The sequence below is a fragment of the Serratia sp. TMDUHS_CL genome, assembly GCF_037137105.1.
GTDB classification, from domain to species: Bacteria; Pseudomonadota; Gammaproteobacteria; order Enterobacterales; family Enterobacteriaceae; genus Serratia; species Serratia nevei.
On record NZ_JBBBDV010000001.1, the window covers coordinates 248,961 to 271,277 of the forward strand.

The 22,317-nt window shown below is 57.4% G+C and carries 31 protein-coding genes and 1 riboswitch; of the genes, 20 read left to right on the top strand and 11 right to left on the bottom strand.

Annotated elements, in window-relative coordinates:
* Window positions 1-18: 18 nt before the first annotated feature.
* From astA to ompC, 5 genes are all read left to right on the top strand, one after another.
* A complete protein-coding gene (gene astA / locus WCL58_RS01195; RefSeq protein WP_038877029.1) occupies window positions 19-1,053 on the top strand; it encodes an arginine N-succinyltransferase in 1,035 nt (344 codons plus the stop codon).
* Complete coding sequence (gene astD / locus WCL58_RS01200; protein ID WP_060424118.1) at window positions 1,053-2,525, top strand: succinylglutamate-semialdehyde dehydrogenase; 1,473 nt, start codon at window positions 1,053-1,055, stop codon at window positions 2,523-2,525. Before astA ends, astD begins: the two co-directional genes overlap by 1 nt.
* Before the next feature lie 52 nt (window positions 2,526-2,577).
* The gene (gene astB, locus WCL58_RS01205) at window positions 2,578-3,918 is read left to right on the top strand and encodes an N-succinylarginine dihydrolase (RefSeq protein WP_038877031.1); all 1,341 of its coding nucleotides are present in this window, start codon (window positions 2,578-2,580) and stop codon (window positions 3,916-3,918) included.
* A 10-nt stretch (window positions 3,919-3,928) separates the two neighbouring features.
* Complete coding sequence (gene astE / locus WCL58_RS01210; protein WP_087763053.1) at window positions 3,929-4,912, top strand: succinylglutamate desuccinylase; 984 nt, start codon at window positions 3,929-3,931, stop codon at window positions 4,910-4,912.
* A 568-nt stretch (window positions 4,913-5,480) separates the two neighbouring features.
* Entirely contained in the window at window positions 5,481-6,563 is a 1,083-nt protein-coding gene (ompC, locus tag WCL58_RS01215; RefSeq protein ID WP_336850344.1) for a porin OmpC, read from the top strand.
* Between the two features lie 79 nt (window positions 6,564-6,642).
* Here the strand turns inward: ompC and WCL58_RS01220 are convergent, their stop codons facing one another.
* A complete protein-coding gene (locus WCL58_RS01220) occupies window positions 6,643-6,867 on the bottom strand; it encodes a biofilm development regulator YmgB/AriR family protein (RefSeq protein ID WP_060423997.1) in 225 nt (74 codons plus the stop codon).
* A gap of 121 nt (window positions 6,868-6,988) precedes the next feature.
* Window positions 6,989-7,180 (bottom strand): YebW family protein, encoded by a 192-nt coding sequence (locus WCL58_RS01225; RefSeq protein WP_038877040.1) that lies wholly within the window; start codon window positions 7,178-7,180, stop codon window positions 6,989-6,991.
* 228 nt (window positions 7,181-7,408) lie between these two features.
* Between WCL58_RS01225 and lysM the strand changes: the two genes are divergently transcribed.
* From lysM to WCL58_RS01250, 5 genes are all read left to right on the top strand, one after another.
* Window positions 7,409-7,855: a peptidoglycan-binding protein LysM gene (gene lysM, locus WCL58_RS01230; RefSeq protein WP_016927389.1), complete on the top strand. Its 447-nt coding sequence runs from the start codon at window positions 7,409-7,411 to the stop codon at window positions 7,853-7,855.
* A 264-nt stretch (window positions 7,856-8,119) separates the two neighbouring features.
* Window positions 8,120-8,275, top strand: a complete 156-nt coding sequence (locus WCL58_RS01235; RefSeq protein WP_016927390.1) for a hypothetical protein — start codon at window positions 8,120-8,122, stop codon at window positions 8,273-8,275.
* 23 nt (window positions 8,276-8,298) lie between these two features.
* A complete protein-coding gene (locus WCL58_RS01240) occupies window positions 8,299-8,463 on the top strand; it encodes a hypothetical protein (RefSeq protein WP_164491940.1) in 165 nt (54 codons plus the stop codon).
* A 107-nt stretch (window positions 8,464-8,570) separates the two neighbouring features.
* Complete coding sequence (locus tag WCL58_RS01245; RefSeq protein ID WP_060423995.1) at window positions 8,571-9,512, top strand: pirin family protein; 942 nt, start codon at window positions 8,571-8,573, stop codon at window positions 9,510-9,512.
* A gap of 433 nt (window positions 9,513-9,945) precedes the next feature.
* Entirely contained in the window at window positions 9,946-10,293 is a 348-nt protein-coding gene (locus tag WCL58_RS01250) for a DUF1304 domain-containing protein (protein WP_225529049.1), read from the top strand.
* Between the two features lie 21 nt (window positions 10,294-10,314).
* On the opposite strand, the gene WCL58_RS01255 is transcribed toward WCL58_RS01250, so the two are convergent.
* Both WCL58_RS01255 and WCL58_RS01260 read right to left on the bottom strand, forming a co-directional pair.
* Entirely contained in the window at window positions 10,315-10,701 is a 387-nt protein-coding gene (locus WCL58_RS01255) for a helix-turn-helix domain-containing protein (RefSeq protein WP_063990191.1), read from the bottom strand.
* Window positions 10,702-11,148: 447 nt separating this feature from the next.
* Window positions 11,149-11,361 carry a YccJ family protein gene (locus WCL58_RS01260; protein ID WP_004927694.1) on the bottom strand — a complete coding sequence of 71 codons (213 nt, stop codon included), beginning with the start codon at window positions 11,359-11,361 and terminating at the stop codon, window positions 11,149-11,151.
* 183 nt (window positions 11,362-11,544) lie between these two features.
* Between WCL58_RS01260 and WCL58_RS01265 the strand changes: the two genes are divergently transcribed.
* Window positions 11,545-11,784 (top strand): DUF2766 family protein, encoded by a 240-nt coding sequence (locus WCL58_RS01265; protein WP_025303170.1) that lies wholly within the window; start codon window positions 11,545-11,547, stop codon window positions 11,782-11,784.
* A gap of 40 nt (window positions 11,785-11,824) precedes the next feature.
* Here WCL58_RS01265 and WCL58_RS01270 read toward each other — a convergent pair whose 3' ends face one another.
* Complete coding sequence (locus WCL58_RS01270; RefSeq protein WP_038877047.1) at window positions 11,825-12,058, bottom strand: YobH family protein; 234 nt, start codon at window positions 12,056-12,058, stop codon at window positions 11,825-11,827.
* 161 nt (window positions 12,059-12,219) lie between these two features.
* On the opposite strand from WCL58_RS01270, the gene WCL58_RS01275 reads away from it, so the two are divergent.
* Both WCL58_RS01275 and WCL58_RS01280 read left to right on the top strand, forming a co-directional pair.
* The gene (locus tag WCL58_RS01275; protein WP_004927688.1) at window positions 12,220-12,378 is read left to right on the top strand and encodes a PhoP/PhoQ regulator MgrB; all 159 of its coding nucleotides are present in this window, start codon (window positions 12,220-12,222) and stop codon (window positions 12,376-12,378) included.
* Window positions 12,379-12,459: 81 nt separating this feature from the next.
* Window positions 12,460-12,738, top strand: a complete 279-nt coding sequence (locus WCL58_RS01280) for a YebO family protein (protein ID WP_060423990.1) — start codon at window positions 12,460-12,462, stop codon at window positions 12,736-12,738.
* 39 nt (window positions 12,739-12,777) lie between these two features.
* Here the strand turns inward: WCL58_RS01280 and fos are convergent, their stop codons facing one another.
* Window positions 12,778-13,185 carry a fosfomycin resistance glutathione transferase gene (fos, locus tag WCL58_RS01285; RefSeq protein ID WP_038877053.1) on the bottom strand — a complete coding sequence of 136 codons (408 nt, stop codon included), beginning with the start codon at window positions 13,183-13,185 and terminating at the stop codon, window positions 12,778-12,780.
* 170 nt (window positions 13,186-13,355) lie between these two features.
* On the opposite strand from fos, the gene WCL58_RS01290 reads away from it, so the two are divergent.
* From WCL58_RS01290 to WCL58_RS01300, 3 genes are all read left to right on the top strand, one after another.
* Window positions 13,356-13,658 carry a phage protein NinX family protein gene (locus WCL58_RS01290; RefSeq protein WP_038877055.1) on the top strand — a complete coding sequence of 101 codons (303 nt, stop codon included), beginning with the start codon at window positions 13,356-13,358 and terminating at the stop codon, window positions 13,656-13,658.
* Window positions 13,659-13,732: 74 nt separating this feature from the next.
* Window positions 13,733-13,969 (top strand): DUF4060 family protein, encoded by a 237-nt coding sequence (locus tag WCL58_RS01295; RefSeq protein WP_004927680.1) that lies wholly within the window; start codon window positions 13,733-13,735, stop codon window positions 13,967-13,969.
* Between the two features lie 175 nt (window positions 13,970-14,144).
* A complete protein-coding gene (locus WCL58_RS01300) occupies window positions 14,145-15,506 on the top strand; it encodes an amino acid permease (protein ID WP_038877059.1) in 1,362 nt (453 codons plus the stop codon).
* A 47-nt stretch (window positions 15,507-15,553) separates the two neighbouring features.
* Here WCL58_RS01300 and WCL58_RS01305 read toward each other — a convergent pair whose 3' ends face one another.
* On the bottom strand, window positions 15,554-15,844 hold the full coding sequence (locus WCL58_RS01305; RefSeq protein WP_044031054.1) for a hypothetical protein: 291 nt from the start codon (window positions 15,842-15,844) through the stop codon (window positions 15,554-15,556).
* Between the two features lie 222 nt (window positions 15,845-16,066).
* Between WCL58_RS01305 and WCL58_RS01310 the strand changes: the two genes are divergently transcribed.
* The 3 genes from WCL58_RS01310 (at window position 16,067) to cspE (ending at window position 18,151) form a co-directional block, all read left to right on the top strand.
* Entirely contained in the window at window positions 16,067-17,101 is a 1,035-nt protein-coding gene (locus tag WCL58_RS01310) for an MBL fold metallo-hydrolase (RefSeq protein ID WP_100395667.1), read from the top strand.
* 682 nt (window positions 17,102-17,783) lie between these two features.
* The gene (locus tag WCL58_RS01315) at window positions 17,784-17,900 is read left to right on the top strand and encodes a DUF2627 domain-containing protein (protein ID WP_002211058.1); all 117 of its coding nucleotides are present in this window, start codon (window positions 17,784-17,786) and stop codon (window positions 17,898-17,900) included.
* A 41-nt stretch (window positions 17,901-17,941) separates the two neighbouring features.
* Entirely contained in the window at window positions 17,942-18,151 is a 210-nt protein-coding gene (gene cspE / locus WCL58_RS01320) for a transcription antiterminator/RNA stability regulator CspE (RefSeq protein ID WP_002221949.1), read from the top strand.
* Window positions 18,152-18,203: 52 nt separating this feature from the next.
* Here the strand turns inward: cspE and WCL58_RS01325 are convergent, their stop codons facing one another.
* Complete coding sequence (locus WCL58_RS01325; protein WP_060439762.1) at window positions 18,204-18,920, bottom strand: polyphenol oxidase family protein; 717 nt, start codon at window positions 18,918-18,920, stop codon at window positions 18,204-18,206.
* A 162-nt stretch (window positions 18,921-19,082) separates the two neighbouring features.
* On the opposite strand from WCL58_RS01325, the gene rlmA reads away from it, so the two are divergent.
* Window positions 19,083-19,901: a 23S rRNA (guanine(745)-N(1))-methyltransferase gene (gene rlmA, locus WCL58_RS01330; protein WP_197757018.1), complete on the top strand. Its 819-nt coding sequence runs from the start codon at window positions 19,083-19,085 to the stop codon at window positions 19,899-19,901.
* A 64-nt stretch (window positions 19,902-19,965) separates the two neighbouring features.
* Here rlmA and mntP read toward each other — a convergent pair whose 3' ends face one another.
* The 3 genes from mntP to WCL58_RS01345 all read right to left on the bottom strand — a co-directional run bounded on the left by mntP (window position 19,966) and on the right by WCL58_RS01345 (window position 22,304).
* Window positions 19,966-20,535 carry a manganese efflux pump MntP gene (gene mntP, locus WCL58_RS01335; protein ID WP_004927615.1) on the bottom strand — a complete coding sequence of 190 codons (570 nt, stop codon included), beginning with the start codon at window positions 20,533-20,535 and terminating at the stop codon, window positions 19,966-19,968.
* 11 nt (window positions 20,536-20,546) lie between these two features.
* Window positions 20,547-20,730: riboswitch (yybP-ykoY riboswitch) on the bottom strand.
* A 218-nt stretch (window positions 20,731-20,948) separates the two neighbouring features.
* Entirely contained in the window at window positions 20,949-21,407 is a 459-nt protein-coding gene (locus WCL58_RS01340; protein ID WP_336850346.1) for a DUF986 family protein, read from the bottom strand.
* Window positions 21,408-21,461: 54 nt separating this feature from the next.
* Window positions 21,462-22,304, bottom strand: coding sequence for a PTS mannose transporter subunit IID (locus tag WCL58_RS01345; protein ID WP_033634889.1), 843 nt, complete (start codon window positions 22,302-22,304; stop codon window positions 21,462-21,464).
* Window positions 22,305-22,317 lie beyond the last annotated feature (13 nt).

Genomic DNA, 22,317 nt, shown 5'->3' on the forward strand with positions numbered 1-22,317 from the left:
TCAGAAGAGGTTCGCATTATGATGATTATTCGCCCTATAGAGCGTCGCGATCTGGCGGATTTACTGACGCTTGCCGGTAAATCCGGCATTGGTCTCACTTCACTGCCGCAAAATGAAGATACCCTGTCGGCACGCATTGAGCGGGCGTTAAAAACCTGGCAAGGCGAACTTCCGCAAAGTGACCAGTGTTATTTGTTCGTGTTGGAGGACAGCGAGCGCCGGCAGGCGGTGGGTGTCTGTGCGATCGAAGTGGCCGTCGGCCTGGCGGAACCCTGGTACAGCTTCCGCGTCGGCACGCAGGTGCACGCTTCCAAACAGCTGAACGTCTATAAATCGGTGCCGACGCTGTTCCTCAGCAACGACCATACCGGCCATTCGGAGCTGTGCACGCTGTTCCTCGATCCGGATTATCGTCACGGCGAGAACGGCAAGCTGCTGTCGAAGGTGCGTTTCCTGTTTATTGCCGCGTTCCGCGAGCGTTTCTCACGGCGCCTGATCGCCGAGATGCGCGGTTTCTCCGATGAAAACGGCCGTTCGCCGTTCTGGGAGAGCGTCGGCCACCATTTCTTCTCCATCGAGTTCGCCAAGGCGGACTACCTGAGCGGCACCGGGCAGAAGGCGTTTATCGCCGAGCTGATGCCGAAACACCCGTTATATGTCGATTTCCTGGCCGAAGATGCGCAGAAGGTGATCGGCGAGGTGCACCCGCAAACCCTGCCGGCGCGCCGCTTGCTGGAGGCGGAAGGCCTGAGCTATCAGGGCTACGTCGATATCTTCGACGGTGGCCCGACGCTGGAAGCCGAGATCGATCACATCCGCGCGGTGAAGCAGAGCCGCCTGGTGAAAGTGGTGCTGGATGACACGCCGATGCGCGCCGATGCGCCGGTGCATCTGGTGGCCAACGACAACTATCAGAACTACCGCGCACTGTTGGTCAATGCCGATCTGTATGACGACCGCCTGCATATCAACGCCGCCACCGCCGCGGCGCTGGGCGTCGAGCAGGGCAGCCCGGTGCGGGTGCTCCCCCTTATTGCACAGGAGAAAGCATGATGTCCCATCCAGCACTGTTGATTAACGGCGTCTGGCGGCAGGGCCGCGGCGCCGAGTTCGGCAAAGCCGATCCGGTCGGCAACCAGCCGCTGTGGCGAGCCAACGCCGCCGATGCCGGTGACGTTGCCGCCGCCTGCGAAGCCGCGCGTGCCGCGTTCCCTGCCTGGGCACGTACGCCGTTCGAGCAGCGTGAACAGCTGGTAAAACGCTTCGCCGCCTTGCTGGAAGAACACAAGCAGTCGCTGGCGGAAACCATCAGCCGCGAGACCGGCAAACCGCGCTGGGAAACGCTGACCGAAATTCAGGCGATGATCGGCAAGGTGGGCATTTCGCTGCAGGCCTATCAGACGCGCACCGGCTTTAGCCAGACGGCGATGGCCGACGGCGCTTCGGTGCTGCGCCATCGTCCGCACGGCGTGCTGGCGGTGTTCGGGCCTTACAACTTCCCCGGCCATCTGCCGAACGGCCATATCGTGCCGGCGCTGTTGGCCGGTAACTGCGTGGTATTCAAACCGAGCGAGCTGACGCCCCTGACCGCCGAGGAGACCCTCAAGCTGTGGCTGCAGGCCGGTCTGCCGGACGGGGTGATCAACCTGGTGCAAGGCGGCCGCGAGACCGGCGAAGCGCTGGCGGCCAGCGCGGATATCGACGGCCTGCTGTTCACCGGCAGCGCCGGCACCGGCTATCACCTGCATCGCCAACTGGCGGGGCAGCCGGAGAAGATCCTGGCGCTGGAGATGGGCGGCAACAACGCGCTGATCGTCGACGGTTTCGACGATCGCGATGCGGCGGTCAACCTGGCTATCCAATCGGCGTTTATCTCCGCCGGCCAACGCTGCACCTGTTCACGCCGTATTCTGGTGAAGCAGGGGGCCGAAGGCGATGCCTTTATCGCGCGTCTGGTCCAGGTGGCGGGCGAACTGCGGGTCGGCCGCTGGGATGCCGAACCGCAGCCGTTCATGGGCGGGGTGGTGTCGGCAGCCGCAGCGGAAAACATGCTGAAAGCGCAGCAGCACTTGCTGGCGCTAGGCGGCAAATCGCTGCTGACCATGCGCCTGCTGGAGCCGGGCAGCTCGCTGCTCAGCCCGGGCATCGTCGATCTGACCGGCGTGGCCGGCGTACCGGACGAAGAGTATTTCGGGCCGTTGACCACCATCGTGCGTTACCGCGATTTCGACGAGGCGCTGCAGCTGGCCAACCGGACGCGCTACGGCCTGTCGGTGGGGCTGGTATCGCCGCAGCGCGAGCTGTTCGAGCGATTGCTGCTGGAAGCGCGCGCCGGCATCGTCAACTGGAACAAGCCGCTGACCGGGGCGTCCAGCGCGGCGCCGTTCGGTGGCGTGGGGGCCTCCGGCAACCATCGCCCAAGCGCCTTCTATGCGGCGGACTATTGCGCCTGGCCGATGGCTTCGCTGGAAAGTGAAAGCCTGTCGCTGCCGACGACGCTCTCGCCGGGCTTGGCGTTCCGTTAATCGTCTGCGGCGGCGCGCCGGCGTCGCCGCACGCTATCCCCAGGGGATGAACATGTCAGGATATGAAGTCAATTTCGACGGTTTGGTGGGGCCGACGCACCACTATGCCGGGTTGTCGTTCGGCAACGAGGCGTCGACGCAGCATCAAAACAGCGTATCGAACCCGAAGCTGGCGGCGAAACAAGGCTTGCTGAAAATGAAGGCGTTGGCCGATCTCGGTTTCCAGCAAGGGGTATTGCCGCCGCAGGAACGCCCGCATTTGCCGATGCTGCGTCGCCTGGGCTTCAGCGGCAGCGATGAGGCGGTGCTGGCGCAGGCGATGCGTCAGTCGCCGCGCCTGCTGTCGGCGCTCAGTTCGGCATCGTGTATGTGGACCGCCAATGCGGCCACCGTGTCGCCCTCGGCGGACAGCGCCGACGGCAAGGTGCATTTCACCGCCGCCAACCTGAATAACAAATTCCATCGCGCCATCGAAGCGGAAACCACCACCGCCGTATTGCGGGCGATGTTCAGCGACGATCGGCATTTCGCCCACCATGAAGCGCTGCCGCAGGTGGCGTTGTTCGGTGACGAAGGGGCGGCCAACCACAACCGTTTGGGCGGCGACTATGCCAAACGCAGCGTGCAGGTGTTCGTCTACGGTCGGCAGGAGTTCGGCGGCGAAACGGCGCCGGCGCGTTATCCGGCGCGCCAGACGCGCGAAGCCGGCGAGGCGATCGCTCGCCTGCACCAGCTGGACGAACAGCATACGGTCTTCGTGCAGCAAAATCCGGCGGTGATCGATCAGGGCGTGTTCCATAACGACGTGATTGCGGTCAGCAACCAGAACGTGCTGTTCCACCACCAGCAGGCGTTTTACCGCCAGCAGCAGGCGCTGGATGAAGTGCGCCGCAAGATGGCGACGCTGGACAGCGAGCTGGTGGCGATCGAAGTGCCGACGGAGCGCGTCTCGGTGGCGGACGCGGTGGCGACCTACCTGTTCAACAGCCAAATTCTTACCAAGCCGAACGGCAAGATGATGATCGTCGTGCCGGAGGAGTCGCGTCAGCACGCCGGCGTGTGGCGTTATCTCAACGACATGGTCGGCAGCGGCGGCCCGATCGATGAAATTCGCGTGTTCGACCTGCGTGAAAGCATGCGCAACGGCGGCGGCCCGGCCTGCCTGCGGCTGCGGGTAGCGCTTAACGAGCAGGAGCTGCGGGCGGTTAACCCGCGCGTGATGATGAACGAGCGGCTGTTCGCGACGCTGAACGAATGGGTCGACCGCCATTATCGCGATCGCCTGACGCAGGATGACCTGGCCGACCCGCTGCTGCTGCGCGAAGGGCGCGAGGCGCTGGATTCGCTGACGTCGATCCTCGGTCTCGGCTCTATCTATCCATTCCAACGCTAAGGGAGGCGGCATGATCGATCTACTGCCCCTGACGCTGGAAGGGAACGAACCCGTCGAATGGCAAGGTGAAACACCGCAGCTGCGCTGGCGCTGGCAGGGGGAAGGGGTGCTGGAGCTCACGCCGCGGCAGCCCTACCGCCAGGCGATGGTGATGTCGGCGGGGGTGCACGGCAACGAAACTGCGCCGATCGAACTGCTCAATCAGCTGGTCGGCGACCTGCTGGCCGGCCGGTTGCCGCTGAGGGTGCGGCTGTTGGTGGTGTTGGGTAACCCGGCGGCGATGCGGGCCGGCAAGCGTTATCTGCACAGCGATATGAACCGCATGTTCGGCGGCCGCTACCGCAACTTCGCCGCCAGCGGCGAAACCGTGCGTGCGCAGCAGCTGGAGCGTGCGCTCGCCGCCTTTTTCGATGGGGAACAGGCGGCGCGTTTCCATTACGATTTGCACACCGCCATCCGTGAATCGCGTTTGCCGCGCTTTGGCATTCTGCCTTTCCAGAAACGCCCGTACAGCGAGCCGATGTTGAAGCTGCTGGATGCGGCCGATCTGGATGCGCTGGTGGTACACAGCGCGCCGGGCGGCACTTTTAGCCATTATTCCAGCGAACATCTCAATGCGGCGAGCTGTACGCTCGAGTTGGGCAAGGCGCGGCCGTTCGGCAGCAACGATCTGCAGCAGTTCGCCGCCATCGATCTCGCTCTGCGGGCGGCGGTCAGTGAAGGGCCCCTGCCGGCGCGTGCGGCCGATGAGATTCGGGTTTTCCGCGTGATGCACTCGTTGATCAAGCACAGCGAAGATTTCAAGCTGCACCTGGGCGATGACACGGCCAACTTCACCGAACTGAAACCGGGCATGTTGCTGTGCGAGCAGCCGCAGGAGGACTATCGCGTGGGCCAGGAGGGCGCGTGGATACTGTTCCCTAACCCCAATGTGGCGTTGGGCCTGCGTGCCGGTATGTTGTTGAACGAAGTGCCCCGCTCTACGCTGTATTGATTTATCCACGGCGGCGCCGTCAGCGCGCCGCCGTTATTCCCTTCATTATTTTATTCTGCTATTTCCCGCTATTTTAATTGGCGTAAGGCGAATTTTATTCGTTCCGAAGAGATTCCCTTATGTGAATGAATAAAAGGCGGTGTCAGATGATTAGCTGAAAGTCTTAATTGCCTGGTGAATTTGTTAAGATAAAAATGTGAAATAAGTAACGTTTTTAATAACCATGCTAATTTTGTTGTTACTTTGGGATCGTGCAGAAAGCACACAAAACGAAACCAAAATGCACTACATTGGTGCATTGCACCATTTTGGTTATAACTTATGTGATAAAATATTCTTATATTCAATGAGTTGTGCAATTCCTTTGTTGTAATATTTAGTTACAAATAAACATGCTTTCTCCTCGTTGTTTCATGAACTTTTTGATTTTAAGTTTTGATTCATGATGCTAATGTCACATCACCCCCGCATTAGGGGAGCTCATAAAATACCAAAAGATAAAATCACAGCCCAAAATATAAATTGGGCGTGACGGGCAGGGTTCTAATTATAATATCTAGGAAAATAAATGATGAAACGCAGTGTATTAGCCTTAGCTGTCGCCCTCGGGGCGGTCACCTCCTTCGCCAACGCGGCTGAAATCTATAATAAGGATGGCAATAAACTCGACCTGTACGGCCGCGTTGCTGCCAAACACGTTTTCAGTAAAGACAAGGGTGAAGACGGCGACAAAACTTACGTTCGTCTGGGCTTTAAAGGCGAAACCCAAATCAACGATCAGTTGACCGGTTACGGCCAGTGGGAATACCAGGTTGCTTCCAACCACGACGAAGCGCAGGGCACCACCGGCACCAAAACGCGTCTGGGCTTCGCCGGCCTGAAGTTCGCCAACTACGGTTCATTCGACTACGGCCGTAACTACGGCGTGGTGTACGACGCCGAAGCCTACACCGACATGCTGCCGGAATTCGGCGGCGACTCCTACAGCTACACCGACAACTACATGACCGCGCGCTCCAACGGCCTGGCAACCTACCGCAACCGTGACTTCTTCGGTTTGGTGGAAGGCCTGAACCTGGCGTTGCAGTACCAGGGTAAAAACGACGGTGACGGCCGCAGCGTCAGCAAGCAAAACGGCGACGGCTACGGCATGTCTCTGGACTATCAGGACATCGGCGGCAGCGGCATCGGCGTAGCGGCGGCGTTCTCTGATTCCAACCGTACCAGCGACCAGAAAGCGCTGAAGTATGGTAAAGGGGATAAGGCTACCGCCTGGACCACCGCAATCAAATATGACGCCAACCAGGTGTACCTGGCGGCCATGTATGCCGATACGCGCAACATGACGCCGATCAGCGGCAACGGCGTTTCAGGCTTCGCCAATAAAACGCAAAACTTCGAAGTTGTGGCTCAGTACCAGTTCGAAAACGGCCTGCGTCCGTCCGTGGCCTACGTACAGTCCAAAGGCAAGGACATTGAAGGGATTGGCGATGTCGATCTGGTGAAATACGTGGAAGTGGGCGCGACTTACTACTTCAACAAAAACATGTACACCTACGTCGACTACAAGATCAACCAGTTGAACGACGGCAACAAACTGAAGCTGAGCACCGACGACATTGTTGCTGTCAACCTGACCTACCGCTTCTAAGTTTCCATCATTACCTTCATCCTGTGTCGGGATCGGTAATCAGGCAGGGCGCAAGCCCTGCCTTCGTTTTTTCAGGCGCTCAGCCTTTTGGCGCCAATCCCACCAGTTCGATGGCAGAACGCAGCGCGGCGAAACGTTGCTGATCCTGCTCGCGTTCTATCTCCGTGACCAACTGTGAAAGAATATTGCTGCCGGAGACCTTTTTATGGTTTTTGATTAACTGCAACACCGCATCGCCCAACGCCAGGCTGACGTTGCGCAGCAGAATTTCATAATGCTCGTTGGAATGAGCTGATGCTGACATGACCTTTCTCTGTCTCTCTTCTTCGGGAGCCGCAATTTAGCAAAACAGCGGCCTAAAGCCTCGGAGGCAGACGAAGTTTCCGATGAAATCAGAAATTCCTCAGCACCGGACGGGGAAGGCGTTAAAAATCCGAATATTCGCTGGCCGGTAACCAAAAGCCGTCGATAAACTCTTCCATGGGATAACAACCGGCGTGGCGCAGGTTCTGTTCCTTCATCGCGATCAGGCATTGCGGTTCGTCGCGCAATATATCGACCACCATTTCACTGCAGCCGCCATCCAGATAACAGACAAACATCACCAATGCGTACATCGTTGCATGCCTCCTTCGTCGAACCGCCCTGTAGGCAACAGTGTAGGTAAAAAAGCGCGATTTTTCAGCATCATTGCGTGATAAATCGCCATCGAGACGCCGCTGACGGCACTTTCGGAATTCTCTAACCATTTCTGACGCCGGGAGCGGATGGCATATCCTTTTGACGATGCTAAGCTTAACAAGCCTTACTTCAATGCATCAGTGCAACCATCAAAAGGAGTGAATATGGGCTTGTTTAACTTCGTCAAAGAAGCGGGCGAAAAACTGTGGGATACAGTCACCGGCAATGCCTCCGCCGAAGATCAAAGCGCCAAACTCAAGGAGCATCTCGATAAGAGCGGCCTGCCAGGCACCGACAAAGTCGATGTGCAGGTGGTCGATGGTAAAGCCGTAGTGACCGGCGATGCCGTCAGCCAGGAGCTGAAAGAGAAGATTCTGGTGGCGATCGGCAACGTGGCCGGCATCAGCGGCGTGGAAGACAAGGTGGCGGTGGCGCAATCCGACGCCGAGAGCCGTTTCTACACCGTGAAGAAGGGCGATACGCTGAGCGCGATCTCCAAAGAGATGTACGGCAACGCCAATCTGTACAACAAGATTTTCGAAGCCAACAAGCCGATGCTGTCGAGCCCGGACAAGATCTATCCGGGGCAGGTATTGCGTATCCCGCAATAATCTGTCGCTCTGCCAGAGCCCGGTTGCGTACCGGGCTTTTTTTTGTCCTCTGTAATCGCCGTCTCTTATTCCCTTGCTATATCAATGTCGGTTACATCTACCCTGTGTACCCGCTCGCTCGCCGGCAGGTGCGGTGTTGACCCTGATGGGGAAAGTTGATAGCGTCATGCCCCGGTTGAGGCCGGAACGCCCAAGGCGGCAACGTTAACGCCTTATATTGAGGGGCCTTTTGCCCCGCCAAACAGCAATGCAGCAGTTGAACGAGTGAAAACCGATTTAGTGAAACAACAGCGTAACGCCTCAACGGATAAAAACTATCGAGAAACCTTGGGTGATGCGCAATTTGCTATCGTCGTGTTGGCGGTGGCGTCCTGCTCACTGATTATCTTTACGCTGGCGGTCACGCTGTGGGTGACCTGACGCGATTAACTAGGGGAGATAAAATGGAGCCTAATCTCCATGATGAAACCAAACTGCTGGCGATTATCGGCCTGTTGGTTTCCGTGCTGCTGGTGGTATCAATTCTCTTTGGCGTGACCTATTTCTCCGATCTCAGGCACGCGCACGACGATGTTGACATCAAAAGCTGCTATATCAAAGCGTCCTAATCCGCGCGAATGCGCCTGAGCGCCGCCGATCTGTGAGGTGAGCTGTCCTGTGTTAAGCTGGGACGGTTATCCCTTGGCGAATCGGCGCCATTCAGGAGGTCTTTGCGATGAGTCAGTCCCGTCCTACGCTCTCTTCACCCTCACGCGAGTGCCCCGTCGTTGACGGCGTGCGCCAGATCCAGCGTATTGCCGTGCGTAACGCCGAAGTGGGGGGCATTCCGATCAACCGCGCGCTGCCAACCCGGGAAAGGCGCACCGTCGGTGCCTGGTGCTTTCTCGATCACGCCGGGCCGACGGTATTCAACGGTACCTCGCCCGGCATGGATGTGGGGCCACATCCGCACATCGGTCTGCAAACGTTCACCTGGATGATCGAAGGCGAAGTGCTGCACCGCGACAGCCTCGGCAGCGAGCAGGTGATCCGTCCGGGCCAGGTCAATCTGATGACCGCTGGGCACGGGATCGCACATACTGAACAGTCGGTGGGCGAACCGAGGCGATTGCATGCTGCACAATTATGGATAGCGTTGCCGGCCGAACATGCCGACATGGCACCGCGTTTCGATCATTATCCTGACTTGCCGCAGTGGCAGAATAACGGCGTGAATCACCGTTTGCTGGTCGGCGAATTTGACGCTTATCGTTCGCCGGTATTTACCCTTTCGCCATTAATCGCCATAGATATGGAATGGCAGGAAGCGGCGACGGTGCAATTGCCGCTGCGCGATGACTATGAAATCGGCTTCTTGCCGCTGATGGGAGAATTCGAACTTAATGGTGAAACCTTTTCACCTGACGAGTTTGCCTATTTGGGCATGAAGAATAACTCTATCGAGTTAAATGCACGGAAAGGCAGCCGGGGATTATTAATTGGTGGCGCGCCGTTAAACGAAGAGATTCTTATCTGGTGGAATTTCGTTGGTCATACCAAGGCTGAAATTACTCGGGCCCAGCATGATTGGGAACAAGGGGCGCCGCGTTTTCCGCCGGTGAGCGGTTATTCCGGCGAGCGGATGACCGCGCCGCGCCTGCCTTGGGGCGATGTTTGATAGCGTTAGGATATAATCGCCGCGATTATTCGGCTTATTTCGCTCTAATAAGGCGAAATTACTGTGATCGCGGCTCCAGCTTTACCACAGAATAAGGTTTATCGGCAGAACAGTGATCTGGCGCATATAATGACAATGAGAAGAAGTTTAGGATAATCCTCAGGAAGTCAGGTTGTCTCCCGTTAGTCAGATGTCAGTGAGGTCATTATGAGCCAGGTACTCTATCGTGCAAGACTGTCCCATGTCGTGATTGCCACGGCGCTGTTTTGGGTCTCTGTCGCGGCATTGTTGGTCGCCGTATTAAACTAACCTCAAAAAATGACTCCTGCATAAACCCGCTTCGGCGGGTTTTTTTATCGCCGTTGTCTGGCGATAGAGGCTACGCGATTATACTTAATGACATCTTCAATAAGCGATAGGGACACTCATGAAGCTGTTTGCCGATATTTTGCTGTTGCTCATCGCGGTGCTCCATCTTTATATCCTGGTGCTGGAAATGTTCCTGTGGCGTGCGCCGCTCGGCAGACGCGCCTTCGGTACAACGGCGGAGTTTGCCGCGGCCACGCGGGTATTGGCCGCCAATCAGGGGCTGTACAACGGTTTTCTGGCGCTGGGGCTGGCATGGGGCTACTGGCGTGAGGACATGGCGCTGCAGCTGTTCTTTCTCGGGTGCGTGTTAGCGGCCGGGGTGTTCGGCGGGCTGACCGCCAGCCGCAAGATCCTGTGGGTGCAGGCGCTGCCGGCCTTGATCGCGATGCTGGCGGTATGGGGGGCGCGTTAACCCGCCGGTTTACGGCGGGCGTCAGGCGGATTTTTGGTGAATGACGTGCAACGGCGGGGCGATGTGCAGATCGACGCTCAAATCCTGACGGAAATCATAAGGCGTGATATTAAAACGCTTTCTGAACATGTAGGTGAAGTGGGACTGTGAGCCGAAGCCAAAGTCCAGGGCGATATCGAAGATCGACGCTTCACTGCTGCGCAGTTGGTAAACCGCGCCGGCCAGACGGCGTTCGCGAATGTATTTGCCCAGCGAAATCCCTGTCGCTTCTTTGAACAGCTTCTGCATGTGCCACAGCGAGTAGCCGGAGTACTCGGCCAGCTCTTCGAGATGGATCACTCGTCCAAGGTGAGTTTCGACCCATTTGCTGAGGGCGCAGACCAATGAGAGATGGTGTTCTTGTATCATCAGTGCGTCAGTGTGAGATCTACATAGCGGTGAAGTATACACAACTTGCCGCCGCGGACAAAAACGCCGCCGGTGACGGGGGGCAATTATTCGGAAAAACCGTTCAACCACAGCTTGTCAGTAGAAAGGAAAAACGGCTAATCTGAGACTGTCGCCGCCGCGGTGGGTTACGCGGAAAAGGCCACAGCAAGTAACCGCCAAAACAGAGTCAGCCGTAACAACTCAACGTTGATGGGGTGATCGCATGTTAATGACAGTGATTATTACTCTGGTTGTAATCGTGGGCGTCGGTGCTTTTATGGCGATGCCGGTGATGAGCATGAAAAATGCGGAAGGTGTGGGAGGTGAAGAACCGTGAGAGCAAGAGACATTGCACGCCGCTGAGCGGGACGATCGCGAATCGGGAAAGCCTGGGTCAGAAACCCGGGCTTTTTGTTGCGTAGCCGCTCAAACGTTTTTCCGCTCGACGGTTTCCTCTCCCCAATAAAGCTGATCGGCGGTGGTTTTGGCAAAGGCCTTCTCCAACGCTTCGTCGCTGCCTTCTTCCCAGATCTTCTGTGCCAACACTTCGTCGTTCCCTGCCAGTTCAAAAATAGCTTCGGCGATTTCCACCGAAGTTTCACGCACTGTCGCCCAGGATTTCACATTGTGATTCGCCATAACTTTCTCCTGTTGGTTGTGGCTTACGGGTGGTTTTTGCCACCGTCATGCTGCAAGTATAGGCTAATCCGCCGCGGGCTTTTGCCCGGCGGTGCGCAGAAGGGGGAAAAAGGCGGGGAGAGCGGGCAATGGTGCAGGCGGCGTGCTATTCTGTGCGGCGTTTGAATCAAGAGGAAAATTATTATGTCTGACATGCTGAGCAACGAGCAGGAACTGGCTTCCGATCTGGTCGCTTGCCAACTGGTCATCAAACAGATTCTGGACGTTATCGACGTGATTGCGCCTACCGAAGTGCGTGACAAGATGGCGGGTCAGCTTAAAAGCATCGATTTCTCCACGCATCCTGCAGGCGCCGATCCGGTGACTCGCCGCGCGATTGACAAGGCGATTGCGCTGATCGAGATGAAGTTCACCCGCAGCTGAGGAGGGGCCGCCGCAGGGCGGCGGCGTCGGGCGGTGGCGGTTAATCCACCACCGTTTCGATTTTCTTGAACAGCGGGCAGTCGGCTACGCCGATGAAACCGTTGTCGCCATTGACGTACTGGGCGATCGCCACGTTGCGCGCCGTCAGGTATTTGCACTGCAATCCCAACCCGCCAACGTTTTTGTTGCTGCCTATCAGCACGCCGTAACCCGAGATCAAAAAGCCGCCGTAAATGACCGCCAACACCAGTACCCACTTAATCAATCTGCTCATTGTGCTTCCTCATTGTCCCTGAGGGCCCATCTAGCCACGGCAACGGCATGACGGCAAGGGTAACAGTCTGAAAATCGGGCGATGGCCAGAAATCTAAACGACAAGTTAAACTTCGTTTAACTTCGCTGTGATAACATGCGCGATAGATTACCCAGATAACAATGAGGCTGCTAAATTTGTTGCGAAAAAAAATCCTCGTGATAATGACGGCCGTCGCTGCCTGCCTGTTTTTCTACCTGTTGGCGCTGGACAGTTATTGCGACGATGGCGGAAACTTTGCGCTGGGCATCTGCTCGGTAACGCGCTTCGTGCCCTGGTAAGCAATTTTTGGCAGGGATGTTCGCACGGCCGCCGCGAGTGTTAAGATGGCGGCCTGAATGTCGCAGTAGATAGGGTTGTCCATGTACGATTTAGGTTTTGGCCAGAACGGCCTGTTGTCGCTGGCCCTCGCCGCCGTGGCGTTGCTGGTTGGGCTGTGGGTTTGGTTTCTGGTGAACCGCGCCAGCGTGCGCGCCAACGAGCAGATTCGTCTGCTGCAGGAGATTGCCGAGCAACAACGCCAACAAACGGCGCTGTTGAAACGCCTGGCGCACCGTGCACGCGCTGATGGCGGCGATGCTGCTGACGACGACGATCTCAGCCCCGCGCTGGATTTCAAAGGTTTTATCCCCGAACGTTAAGCTTGATGCTCCGGCCGGCGGCAGCGCCGCCGGGGCGCCTCAGTAAAACACCATGCCCTGATACGGCTTTTCCCGGCATGCCGCCAGGCGGCTGGCCAGATCGCCGGCATGGATCTCCAACTGGTGCCCGTCAGGATCGAGAAAATAGAGCGATTCGCCTTCGCTGCGATTGCTCTTCCACTCTTTGACGCCGTTCTGGCGCAGCCGCTCGCTGACCTGCTCAATGTGTTCCGGCGCTACGCTGAAGGCGTAATGGGTGTAATCGCGCGCGCTTTGTTGCGCCCGGGCCTCATCCCGCGACAGACACAGCCACAACGCCCCCAACGAGAGATAAGCGCCGCCCTGCCAGCGGGCGTGCGGGGTAAACCCCAACAGATGACGATAAAATTCGAAGCTGCGATCGAGATCGCTGACGGCGAGCGTCAGGTGATTGAGGCCGGTCAACATGCATGCATTTCCTGGGCGCTGAACAGAGGGAAAAGTGTACGCAGGCGCTAAGGAAAGATAAAGGGGGCAAAGCATTAGTAGAGATAATGTGAAAACCGGCGGCGCTGTCATAAAACTGTCGTACAGACATCGTAATGTAGCGCGAACCTTACGAAAGATGGATAAAGCCGATGATTAAATGGTACGAAGAAAGCGATGCCGAAGTGAACCGCAGCATCGCGCTGCTGACCGGGGAGAACCCGGACAAGTGGTATCCCTACGGTGGTGTGAAAGGTAAAGATTACTGCAAGAATCCCTCCGATGCCTGGCCGATCATTTGCGCCAACAAAATCAGTCTGAACCCCGATAACCAAAGCGACAGCCCGCAATGGCAGGCGCGCATGAGCACCCAGGGCGGTGAATGGCAGGCGGACAGCGTCAGCCCGCTGCGCGCGGCGATGATCTGCTTCCTGATGAGCCGGCAGGCTAACTGATTCGAACAATACCGGTGATTGGTAAGAGTTTCTCCTTTTTCTAATAACAGAGCTGTCGTTGGCGGAGGCTGTTTATGAAGCGCATTATCAAAGGTGATAAAAACTTGTCTCATCTGGTGATTGCCCATGCGGCGATCGATCGTCATGCCGAAAGCTTCGGCCAGCGCCGTCAGGGCTGGCCCTCGACCTACCTGATAAAATATCAAAACGATCGCGTGGCGGTGGAAGTGGTCACGCGTAGCCAATCTTATGTCGCCACGCTGATGATCGGCGCGCGCAACCTGACCAAACTGTGCGGAATGCCGGGCTAAACGCCGCCCTTATCCGCTTTCTCACGGTAAAAAAATCGCGCTCCGGCCCGCCGTCTCGGGGCGCTTCTCCTTGATGCTCACGGGGTTAAATGTTAAAAAGCCGCCCGCAGATACATTTATTGATTGGTGAAATCTTGGCCGATAACGGCAAGGGTGTACGCCATATGAGGATAAGATGGGCGGTCAGCATCAGGACACTCCGCTAAAACGCGGTTTAAAAAACAGACACATACAGCTTATTGCCCTCGGGGGCGCCATCGGTACCGGTTTATTTCTCGGCATTGCGCAAACCATTAAAATGGCCGGCCCCGCCGTGCTGTTGGGCTACGCCATCGGCGGTTTTATCGCGTTTTTAATCATGCGCCAGCTGGGTGAAATGGTGGTGGAGGAGCCGGTCGCCGGATCTTTCAGCCACTTTGCCTATAAATATTGGGGCGACTTCGCCGGCTTCCTTTCCGGCTGGAACTACTGGGCAATGTTCATTCTGGTCGGCATGGCGGAATTGACCGCCGTCGGCATCTACATTCAGTACTGGTGGCCGGAAATCCCCACCTGGGCCTCCGCCGCGCTGTTTTTCGTGCTGATCAACCTGATTAATCTGGTGAACGTGCGTCTGTACGGCGAAACCGAGTTCTGGTTCGCCATCATCAAAGTGGTGGCGATTGTCGGCATGATCGTGTTCGGCGCCTGGCTGTTGGTCAGCGGGAACGGCGGCCCGCAGGCCAGCATCACCAACCTGTGGCAGCAGGGCGGCTTTATGCCGCATGGCTTCTCCGGACTGGTGATGGCGATGGCGGTCATCATGTTCTCGTTCGGCGGGCTGGAAATGGTCGGCATCACCGCGGCGGAAGCCGCCGATCCGCGCCGCAGCATTCCCAAAGCCACCAATCAGGTGGTGTACCGCATTCTGATCTTCTATATCGGCTCGCTGACCGTGCTGCTGTCGCTCTATCCATGGGGGCAAGTGGTGGAGGGCGGTAGCCCGTTCGTACTGATCTTCCATGCGCTGAACAGCAATCTGGTGGCGACCGTGCTCAACGTGGTGGTGTTGACCGCCGCGCTGTCGGTCTACAACAGCGGCGTTTACGCCAACAGCCGCATGCTGTTCGGGCTGGCCAGCCAGGGCAATGCGCCGCAGGCGCTGACGCGCGTGAATAAACGCGGCGTGCCGGTATTGTCCATCGCGCTGTCGGCGTTGATTACCTCGATTGGCGTGCTGATCAACTACCTGATGCCCGGCAAGGCGTTTGAGCTGCTGATGGCGCTGGTGGTGTCAACGTTGGTGATCAACTGGGTGATGATTTGCCTGGCGCACCTGAAATTCCGCGCCGCCAAGAATCGCCAGGGCGTCATTCCCAGCTTTAAGGCGCTGTGGTATCCGTTCGGCAACTACCTGTGCCTGGCGTTCCTCGGCCTGATTCTGGTGATTATGTATTTCAGCGAAGGGATCCGCATTTCGGTGTTGCTGATGCCGGTGTGGATTGCGGTGCTGTGGTGCGGGTTTATGCTGACGCGCCGTAAAGGCGCCAAGCGCTAATCGGTATGCGGCGGAGGCGTAGTCTGCGCCTCCGCTTCTTTTCTACGTCAGCCGCGCGGCATAAAGGCGCGCCCCTCACCGTGACCCCGCCCCAGCAGTTTCCGGCAGAGCAGCAGCAGAGTGCTGATCACGTCGATGGCGACCACGCTGAGCATCAGCAGGGTCAGCATGAAAAACCCGAGCAGCGAACCGCCCAGCAGAACCAGTGGCGCCGGTACGCGCAGACGGCGCAGCTTCATGGCGAAATACATTTTCCAGTATTGCTTCTGCGCCAGCAGCGCGCTGCGAATACGGCGCCCCAGGCCGATGCCTGATTTGCGGGATGTAGAACGACTCATAACTTCTCCTTTTCTGTATGCCCTACAAGTCAATCACAAAGATCTTAAGAGAGTCTTAACGGGCTCTTGGCGGCCCTGGCTGTCTCACCGGAGTGAGACAACAGCATACGGCAAAAGGTCCCGCAATGCAGCGCACGGCTGACGAAGTGCGAGTCTCGTCGGGTTTGTTACACTGAAAGTCACGCCCATGCAGGGGGCGCAGCGGTCAGGAGAAGGGGCTGGATGAAGAGAATCAATCGTTACTACGATGCGGCCAAGGCGCATCACACGCCGGAGGGATTTCGCAACCCGGAACCCTCTCAGCGCCAGGAGGGCGACCTGCAGCGTTGGCAGGATGAGCGCAAGCGGCAGGGGCTGCCCAGGCCGCCGCAGCAGGGCTACGCGCAATTTACCGAACGCTGGTGGCAACCCGCCGATCTCAGCGGCAGCGATGACAGCATCTGGTGGCTGGGGCATGCATCCATGCTATTGCGGCTGGGTGGCCGCTATATCCTGATCGACCCGGTGTTGTCCGAACGCGCCTCGCCGCTGAGCTTCTACGGGCCGAAGCGCAGAACGCCGGCGCCGCTGACGGTGGAGCAATTGCCGGCGGTGGATGCCGTGCTGATCTCCCATAATCATTATGACCATCTCGACAGGCGCACGGTACGGCAGCTGGCGCGGCGCTTCCCACAGGCCGAGTTTATCGTGCCGCTCGGCTTGAAGCGTTGGTTCCGCCGTTATCGGCTGAAGGTGCATGAGCTGGACTGGTGGCAGAGCCTGTCGTTAGGTGGGCTGACGGTCTACGCCACGCCGGCGCGGCACTGGAGCATGCGCACGTTGTGGGATCGCAATCGCTCGCTGTGGTGCGGTTGGGTGATCCATCATCCGGCGCTGCGGTTCTATTTTTCCGGCGACAGCGGCTATTCGGCGCGGTTGGCGGAAATCGGTCAACGGCTGGGCCCGTTCGACGTGGCGGCACTGCCCATTGGCGCCTATGCGCCGCGCTGGTTCATGCAGGAGCAGCATATGGATCCGCAGCAGTCGGTGGCGCTGTATCGCGAGCTGAATCAGCCGCGAGCCATTCCCATCCATTGGGGGGTATTCGAACTGGCGGATGAATCGCTGGACGAACCGCCGCAGCAACTGAACCTGGCGCTGAGCGAGGCGGGGCTGGAACAGCATCAATTCCATCCGCTGAAGATTGGCGAGCGCATCGCGTTGCAGGACTCGCAGCAGGCGTTGTCTATCCACCCGGTGGTACAGAGGAAAGAATAAGATCAACGGTTTGAAAGCGTGGCAGTAATTAGCAAAATTGATAAGTGCGGGGTGGGATTCAAATAACCACCCGATTTTCCGGATTTAATTCAATGCCGCACTTTCGCTATTCATAAGGTTATTCCGGTTATTCAGATTTAGGGTTTTCGGATTATTTAGGATGAAGCCACCGGCCAGCGGGGGAGGCGTCAGGACGTTGCATGCTTATGCAGCCGTTGGTCGGCGTGTCAGCGCGGTTGCCGGCTCTCGTCACGCTCTGGCGCATGCCGTGCGGTGACAGGGCTGAAGGCCGATGGTGAATGCGCTTTCCGACGGTAAAGGGGCGGAGGAGCATTGAATAAATTGGCCCCCGTTCATCGATATTCAAATGTTGCATATGACATTCCATAAAGATTCAAATTTTTTAACGCTATAAGCGACGAAAAAGCGAAAACGTCGAGAAGGAGATGCGTCAAAACGATGAAAGTTTTGTTAAAACGCTATCAGAATGCGGGGTCTGGCGCAGCCAGTTTGGCAAGCAGAAAATAGCCGATGCTTCAACATCTTTTGGCCTATTTAAGCAAATGTGGCTCTCGACCGTTTCAAATATGTGCGACATGTCGTTCAGTGATTAAAAATGGCTTGCCATCGCATACAGAGTATGTGATAACGCATCTGGGTAAAACGAGGTACAGTTCTGTATATGTGTGGCATTTTCAGTAAAGAAGTTCTGAGTAAAGACGTTAGCGTTGAATACCGCTTCTCTGCCGATCCTTATCTTAGTGCCTCAAGCAGTAACGACTCTAGTTTGTCTATGTAACGCCCTCGGGCGGTTTAAACAATCCAAAGGAAATACTCAAGATGGCAAAGATCAAAGGTCAAGTTAAGTGGTTCAACGAGTCTAAAGGTTTCGGTTTCATCACCCCGGCTGACGGCAGCAAAGACGTGTTCGTACACTTCTCTGCAATCCAGGGTAACGGCTTCAAAACCCTGGCTGAAGGCCAGAACGTTGAGTTCGAAATCCAAGATGGCCAGAAAGGCCCATCTGCAGTAAACGTTACTGCTATCTAATCAGCGTCAGCTGTACAAAAAGCCCGCCTTCGAGCGGGCTTTTTCGTTTCCGTCATCCGGCGGCGATGATGATGCCGGCGTACTGGTTGCGGCCTTTGATCCCCGGATGCGTCGGATCCTGCGCGCGCCGGTGGCTGTTGCGGCGATAGCTGGTGTATTTGAAGCGCTGTGGCCGCTGTGGGTCGACGTCCGGCGTGCAGATGGTGCAGCTGCCTGCGCGGTCAACGGCGGCGAAGCCGAGCGCCGCCAGCTTGTATTCGGCAATCGCGGCCAGATCCAGATGCCGGTAATGTGGGCTGATCAGCGTGGCGGGCAGCGGCAGGCGCTGTTTAAAATTTTCCACCAGCGCTTCATCGACTTCGTAGCAGCACGGGCCGGCGGCAGGGCCGATAGAGGCCACCCAATCGGCGGTGTCGCCGTCCTGGCGAATGCGCGCTGCCATCTGTTCCAGAATGCCGTCCAGTAGCCCGCGCCAGCCGGCATGAACCGCGGCGATGGCGCCCCCGTCGCGGCGGCTGAACAGCACCGGCAGACAGTCCGCCGTCAGTACGCTGAGCAGAATGCCGGGCTGGCGGGTATAGAAACCATCGGCCTCGCCGCACGCCTGCGCCGGTTGCAGCACGTCGACGATACGGATGCCGTGCACCTGCTTCTTTTCCGGTAGCGTGGCGCTGTAGGGCAGCAGATGCCCGGGCAGCAGCGCGAGTTTGCTGCCGAAGCCGTGCTGAATGTGGGGCACCGCATCGAGCAGCGCGGAACGATCGCTCATAAGTTATTTTCACCTGCGTGAGAAAACAGACTCTCAGTGTAGCCAGCTTTTTCCCCGCTTGACCAGGCGTTGTTGGCGGCGAAAGCGAGCGGGGATGCGCCTTGCATCGAGCCGACGCCTTCTTTAGACTAGCCGCGCCCTGTCTTTCTGGAAGCCCATTTCATGTCTTATCAATGCCCTCTGTGTCATCAACCGCTGCATTTTTCATCGCAACACTGGCGTTGCGACGGCAATCATCAGTTCGATCAAGCCAAAGAAGGCTACGTCAATCTGCTGCCGGTGCAGCACAAACGATCGAAGCAGCCGGGAGACAGCGCGGAAATGATGCAGGCACGGCGCGCGTTTCTCGACGGCGGTTATTATCAACCGCTGCAGCAGCAGGTGGCCGAGTGGCTGGATTTGGCACTGGCGGCCGATGCAGGCGCGTTGTTGGACATAGGCTGTGGGGAAGGGTATTACACCGCCGCCGTGGCCGCACGGCTGGCGCAGGCGCGCAATATGGCGGTCTATGGGCTGGACGTCGCCAAGGTAGCGATCCGCTACGCCGCCAAACGTTATCCTGCGGTCTCGTTCTGCGTCGCCTCCAGCCACCGTCTGCCGTTCGCCGACGCGGCGCTGGATGCGGTCTTGCGCATTTATGCGCCTTGCAAGGCAGAGGAGCTGGCGCGGGTGGTGAAGCCGGGCGGTGTGGTGGTGACGGTTTCTCCGGGCCCGCGTCATCTGTACCAGCTGAAAGAGCAGGTCTACCAGCAGGTGCAGCTGCATGCCGAGCAGGACGAACAGTTCGACGGTTTCGAGTGCGAGCGTAAAGAGGCGTTGGCCTATACGATGACCCTGCCGGGCGCGCAGGCCGCCAACCTGCTGCAGATGACACCGTTCGCCTGGCGTGCTACGCCGGAGGTGCAGCAGCGGTTGGCGGATGGCGGCGAGTTCGTGTGCGAAACGGATTTCGCGCTGGCGCTGTACCGACGCCGCGCTTAACAGGCGCACTGAGCCCAGAAACAAAAAAACCTGCCGCGGCAGGTTTTTTTGCAGAGTGAGCGCCTCAGGCCAGGTAGCCGAGGTGCTCCAGCAGAATGTTGACGCCGATACCGATCAGCACCACGCCGCCGAGGATCTCGGCGCGTTTGCCCAGCAGCGGGCCGATAAAGCGGCCAATCATCATGCCCAGCGTCGCCATGATCATGGTGGCGCAGCCGATGGCCATGGCGGTATGCACGATATTCACCTGCAGGAAGGCCAGGCCGACGCCGATAGCCATCGCGTCGAGGCTGGTGGCGATAGCGGTGGCCACCAAGATCCAGAAGCCGTGGCGTTTGACCTTCTCTTCCTCATCGGGCCTGTTGCGCACCCCTTCGACGATCATGCGCATGCCGAGAATGAACAGCAGAGAGAAGGCGACCCAGTGGTCCCATTCCATGATGTATTGGCTGGCGAACAGACCGATGGCCCAACCGATGAGCGGGGTGATCGCTTCGACCACGCCGAAGATCAGGCCGGTGCGGATCGCTTCGCGGAAACGGGGTTGATGCAGGCTGGCACCTTTGCCGATCGAAGCGGCGAAAGCATCCATGGACATGCCAAAAGCGAGAATGAGTGTTGCTGAAAGGTTCATGTGAAATAGCCTCGGCCGGGTGGCTCCATATACACGTAACCCACCCCCAACCAAACGACGGAGTTACGTGTCTATGGTCTCGCCAACCTTACCTGGCTGCCCGCACCACGTTTCATACGGCGAAACGAGTATGTTGATACGGGCGTTTCTGTCGTTTTATTCTCCAGAAACCGGCTACTCCCCAATGACGGCGCAACCATACCATATTATTTCTGCCATCGACAACTTTATTCTGGAGTCATGTTCGCTCTTAATTGAGACTCGTTTTCATTAATCTAAGTTCATGCGGGAATATAATGTAGACGTGGGTAACAATGTTGCGGAAATAATAGTCAGAGTAAAAATGGCGCTGCCGATTAATTATCCACAAGCAGCGCAAGGTTTGAGCGAAAGTAAAATGAGCTTTTCTTTATCTATTGATTATCAATGAAAAAGTGGTAAATCTTCTCCAGGTCATCCAGGTGCGTCACCTGAACCAACAGCCGGCGCTGTTCCAGGTCGACGGCCAGAATGCCATCCTCCGATAAATTCATGGCTTTAATGCGGTTATATTCGACAAACTCATTGGCGAAGAAAAATCCGTGCGCTTTAAACACCATCTTGGGAGCGCGAATATAAGAGATATAGATCGCGAGCAGCGCCAAAGAAATAAGCAAATAGGTGGTTAATACCGCACCGTTGGTGGTGACGTTGCGGTAAATCAGAATGGCGATCAGGCCGACGAAAATCAGGCTATCGAGGCGATGACGGCGTTTGAGCGCCACTTTCAGCCGCGTTTTACCTTTCAGCAGGTCCATGCCGAATTCGTCGTACAGCGAATACAGCAACAGCAGGGCGATAAACAGCATCAGTACGGCGTCGGTCAGTGACATCTCTTGCTCCACACATAAAAAAGCCGGGGGTTGCCCCCCGGCCGATTCGAACGATTACAGGCCCAGCAGGCCAATCCAATAGCCAAAGATACCGATGACGAAGAAGCCAATGATGATCCACAGCGCATTGACTTTTTTGCGCAGCAGCCACATACAGGCGAAGGTCAGCAGCAGCGGTACCAGGCCCGGCATCAGCTGGTCGAGGATGGTCTGCACCGTGGTGACGTTGGTATGCCCGGTCTGGTCGGTGATCTTGGACACCACCAGCGGGATATTCACGTGCGTCCACTTGTTGACCAAGGCGCCCATAACAAACAGGCCGAGAATAGACGCCCCTTCCGTCAGTTTTTGCAGGAAGCCGCCGCCCATGTCGTTGACGATATCCACCCCTTTACGGTAACCGTAGGCCACGCCGTAGTAGCGGGTCAGCAGGCGCACCAGGTTGAACAGCACGAAGAACAGGATCGGCCCGAGCAGGCTGCCACTCATGGCGATGCCGGCGCCGAGCGCGGCGAACACCGGCCGCACGGTGCCCCAGAAAATCGGGTCACCGACGCCCGCCAATGGCCCCATCAGACCGACCTTGATGCCGTTGATCGCACCGTCGTCGATCGGCGCGCCGTTGGCGCGTTGCTCTTCCATCGCCATGGTCACGCCGAGCACCGGCGCCGCCACGTAAGGGTGGGTGTTGAAGAACTCGAGGTGGCGCTTGATCGCCTGTTTGCGATCGTCATTGTTTTCCGGATACAGGCGACGGATCACCGGTACCATCGAGAAGCAAAAACCCAGCGCCTGCATGCGCTCGAAGTTCCACGACCCCTGGAACAGGTTGGAGCGCAGGAATACGCCGCGAATATCGGCCGGCGTGAGTTTCTTTTGAGCAGTTGTATCAACCATTTCTCTCACCTAT

Bases quoted from the DNA above. Each gene is read 5' to 3' on its own strand.
- astA (WP_038877029.1), top strand. From the start codon at position 19: ATGATGATTATTCGCCCTATAGAGCGTCGCGATCTGGCGGATTTACTG.
- astD (WP_060424118.1), top strand. From the start codon at position 1,053: ATGTCCCATCCAGCACTGTTGATTAACGGCGTCTGGCGGCAGGGCCGC.
- astB (WP_038877031.1), top strand. From the start codon at position 2,578: ATGTCAGGATATGAAGTCAATTTCGACGGTTTGGTGGGGCCGACGCAC.
- astE (WP_087763053.1), top strand. From the start codon at position 3,929: ATGATCGATCTACTGCCCCTGACGCTGGAAGGGAACGAACCCGTCGAA.
- ompC (WP_336850344.1), top strand. From the start codon at position 5,481: ATGATGAAACGCAGTGTATTAGCCTTAGCTGTCGCCCTCGGGGCGGTC.
- WCL58_RS01220 (WP_060423997.1), bottom strand. From the start codon at position 6,867: ATGTCAGCATCAGCTCATTCCAACGAGCATTATGAAATTCTGCTGCGC.
- WCL58_RS01225 (WP_038877040.1), bottom strand. From the start codon at position 7,180: ATGTACGCATTGGTGATGTTTGTCTGTTATCTGGATGGCGGCTGCAGT.
- lysM (WP_016927389.1), top strand. From the start codon at position 7,409: ATGGGCTTGTTTAACTTCGTCAAAGAAGCGGGCGAAAAACTGTGGGAT.
- WCL58_RS01240 (WP_164491940.1), top strand. From the start codon at position 8,299: ATGGAGCCTAATCTCCATGATGAAACCAAACTGCTGGCGATTATCGGC.
- WCL58_RS01245 (WP_060423995.1), top strand. From the start codon at position 8,571: ATGAGTCAGTCCCGTCCTACGCTCTCTTCACCCTCACGCGAGTGCCCC.
- WCL58_RS01255 (WP_063990191.1), bottom strand. From the start codon at position 10,701: ATGATACAAGAACACCATCTCTCATTGGTCTGCGCCCTCAGCAAATGG.
- WCL58_RS01260 (WP_004927694.1), bottom strand. From the start codon at position 11,361: ATGGCGAATCACAATGTGAAATCCTGGGCGACAGTGCGTGAAACTTCG.
- WCL58_RS01265 (WP_025303170.1), top strand. From the start codon at position 11,545: ATGTCTGACATGCTGAGCAACGAGCAGGAACTGGCTTCCGATCTGGTC.
- WCL58_RS01270 (WP_038877047.1), bottom strand. From the start codon at position 12,058: ATGAGCAGATTGATTAAGTGGGTACTGGTGTTGGCGGTCATTTACGGC.
- WCL58_RS01275 (WP_004927688.1), top strand. From the start codon at position 12,220: ATGAGGCTGCTAAATTTGTTGCGAAAAAAAATCCTCGTGATAATGACG.
- WCL58_RS01280 (WP_060423990.1), top strand. From the start codon at position 12,460: ATGTACGATTTAGGTTTTGGCCAGAACGGCCTGTTGTCGCTGGCCCTC.
- fos (WP_038877053.1), bottom strand. From the start codon at position 13,185: ATGTTGACCGGCCTCAATCACCTGACGCTCGCCGTCAGCGATCTCGAT.
- WCL58_RS01290 (WP_038877055.1), top strand. From the start codon at position 13,356: ATGATTAAATGGTACGAAGAAAGCGATGCCGAAGTGAACCGCAGCATC.
- WCL58_RS01295 (WP_004927680.1), top strand. From the start codon at position 13,733: ATGAAGCGCATTATCAAAGGTGATAAAAACTTGTCTCATCTGGTGATT.
- WCL58_RS01300 (WP_038877059.1), top strand. From the start codon at position 14,145: ATGGGCGGTCAGCATCAGGACACTCCGCTAAAACGCGGTTTAAAAAAC.
- WCL58_RS01305 (WP_044031054.1), bottom strand. From the start codon at position 15,844: ATGAGTCGTTCTACATCCCGCAAATCAGGCATCGGCCTGGGGCGCCGT.
- WCL58_RS01310 (WP_100395667.1), top strand. From the start codon at position 16,067: ATGAAGAGAATCAATCGTTACTACGATGCGGCCAAGGCGCATCACACG.
- WCL58_RS01315 (WP_002211058.1), top strand. From the start codon at position 17,784: ATGTGTGGCATTTTCAGTAAAGAAGTTCTGAGTAAAGACGTTAGCGTT.
- cspE (WP_002221949.1), top strand. From the start codon at position 17,942: ATGGCAAAGATCAAAGGTCAAGTTAAGTGGTTCAACGAGTCTAAAGGT.
- WCL58_RS01325 (WP_060439762.1), bottom strand. From the start codon at position 18,920: ATGAGCGATCGTTCCGCGCTGCTCGATGCGGTGCCCCACATTCAGCAC.
- rlmA (WP_197757018.1), top strand. From the start codon at position 19,083: ATGTCTTATCAATGCCCTCTGTGTCATCAACCGCTGCATTTTTCATCG.
- mntP (WP_004927615.1), bottom strand. From the start codon at position 20,535: ATGAACCTTTCAGCAACACTCATTCTCGCTTTTGGCATGTCCATGGAT.
- WCL58_RS01340 (WP_336850346.1), bottom strand. From the start codon at position 21,407: ATGTCACTGACCGACGCCGTACTGATGCTGTTTATCGCCCTGCTGTTG.
- WCL58_RS01345 (WP_033634889.1), bottom strand. From the start codon at position 22,304: ATGGTTGATACAACTGCTCAAAAGAAACTCACGCCGGCCGATATTCGC.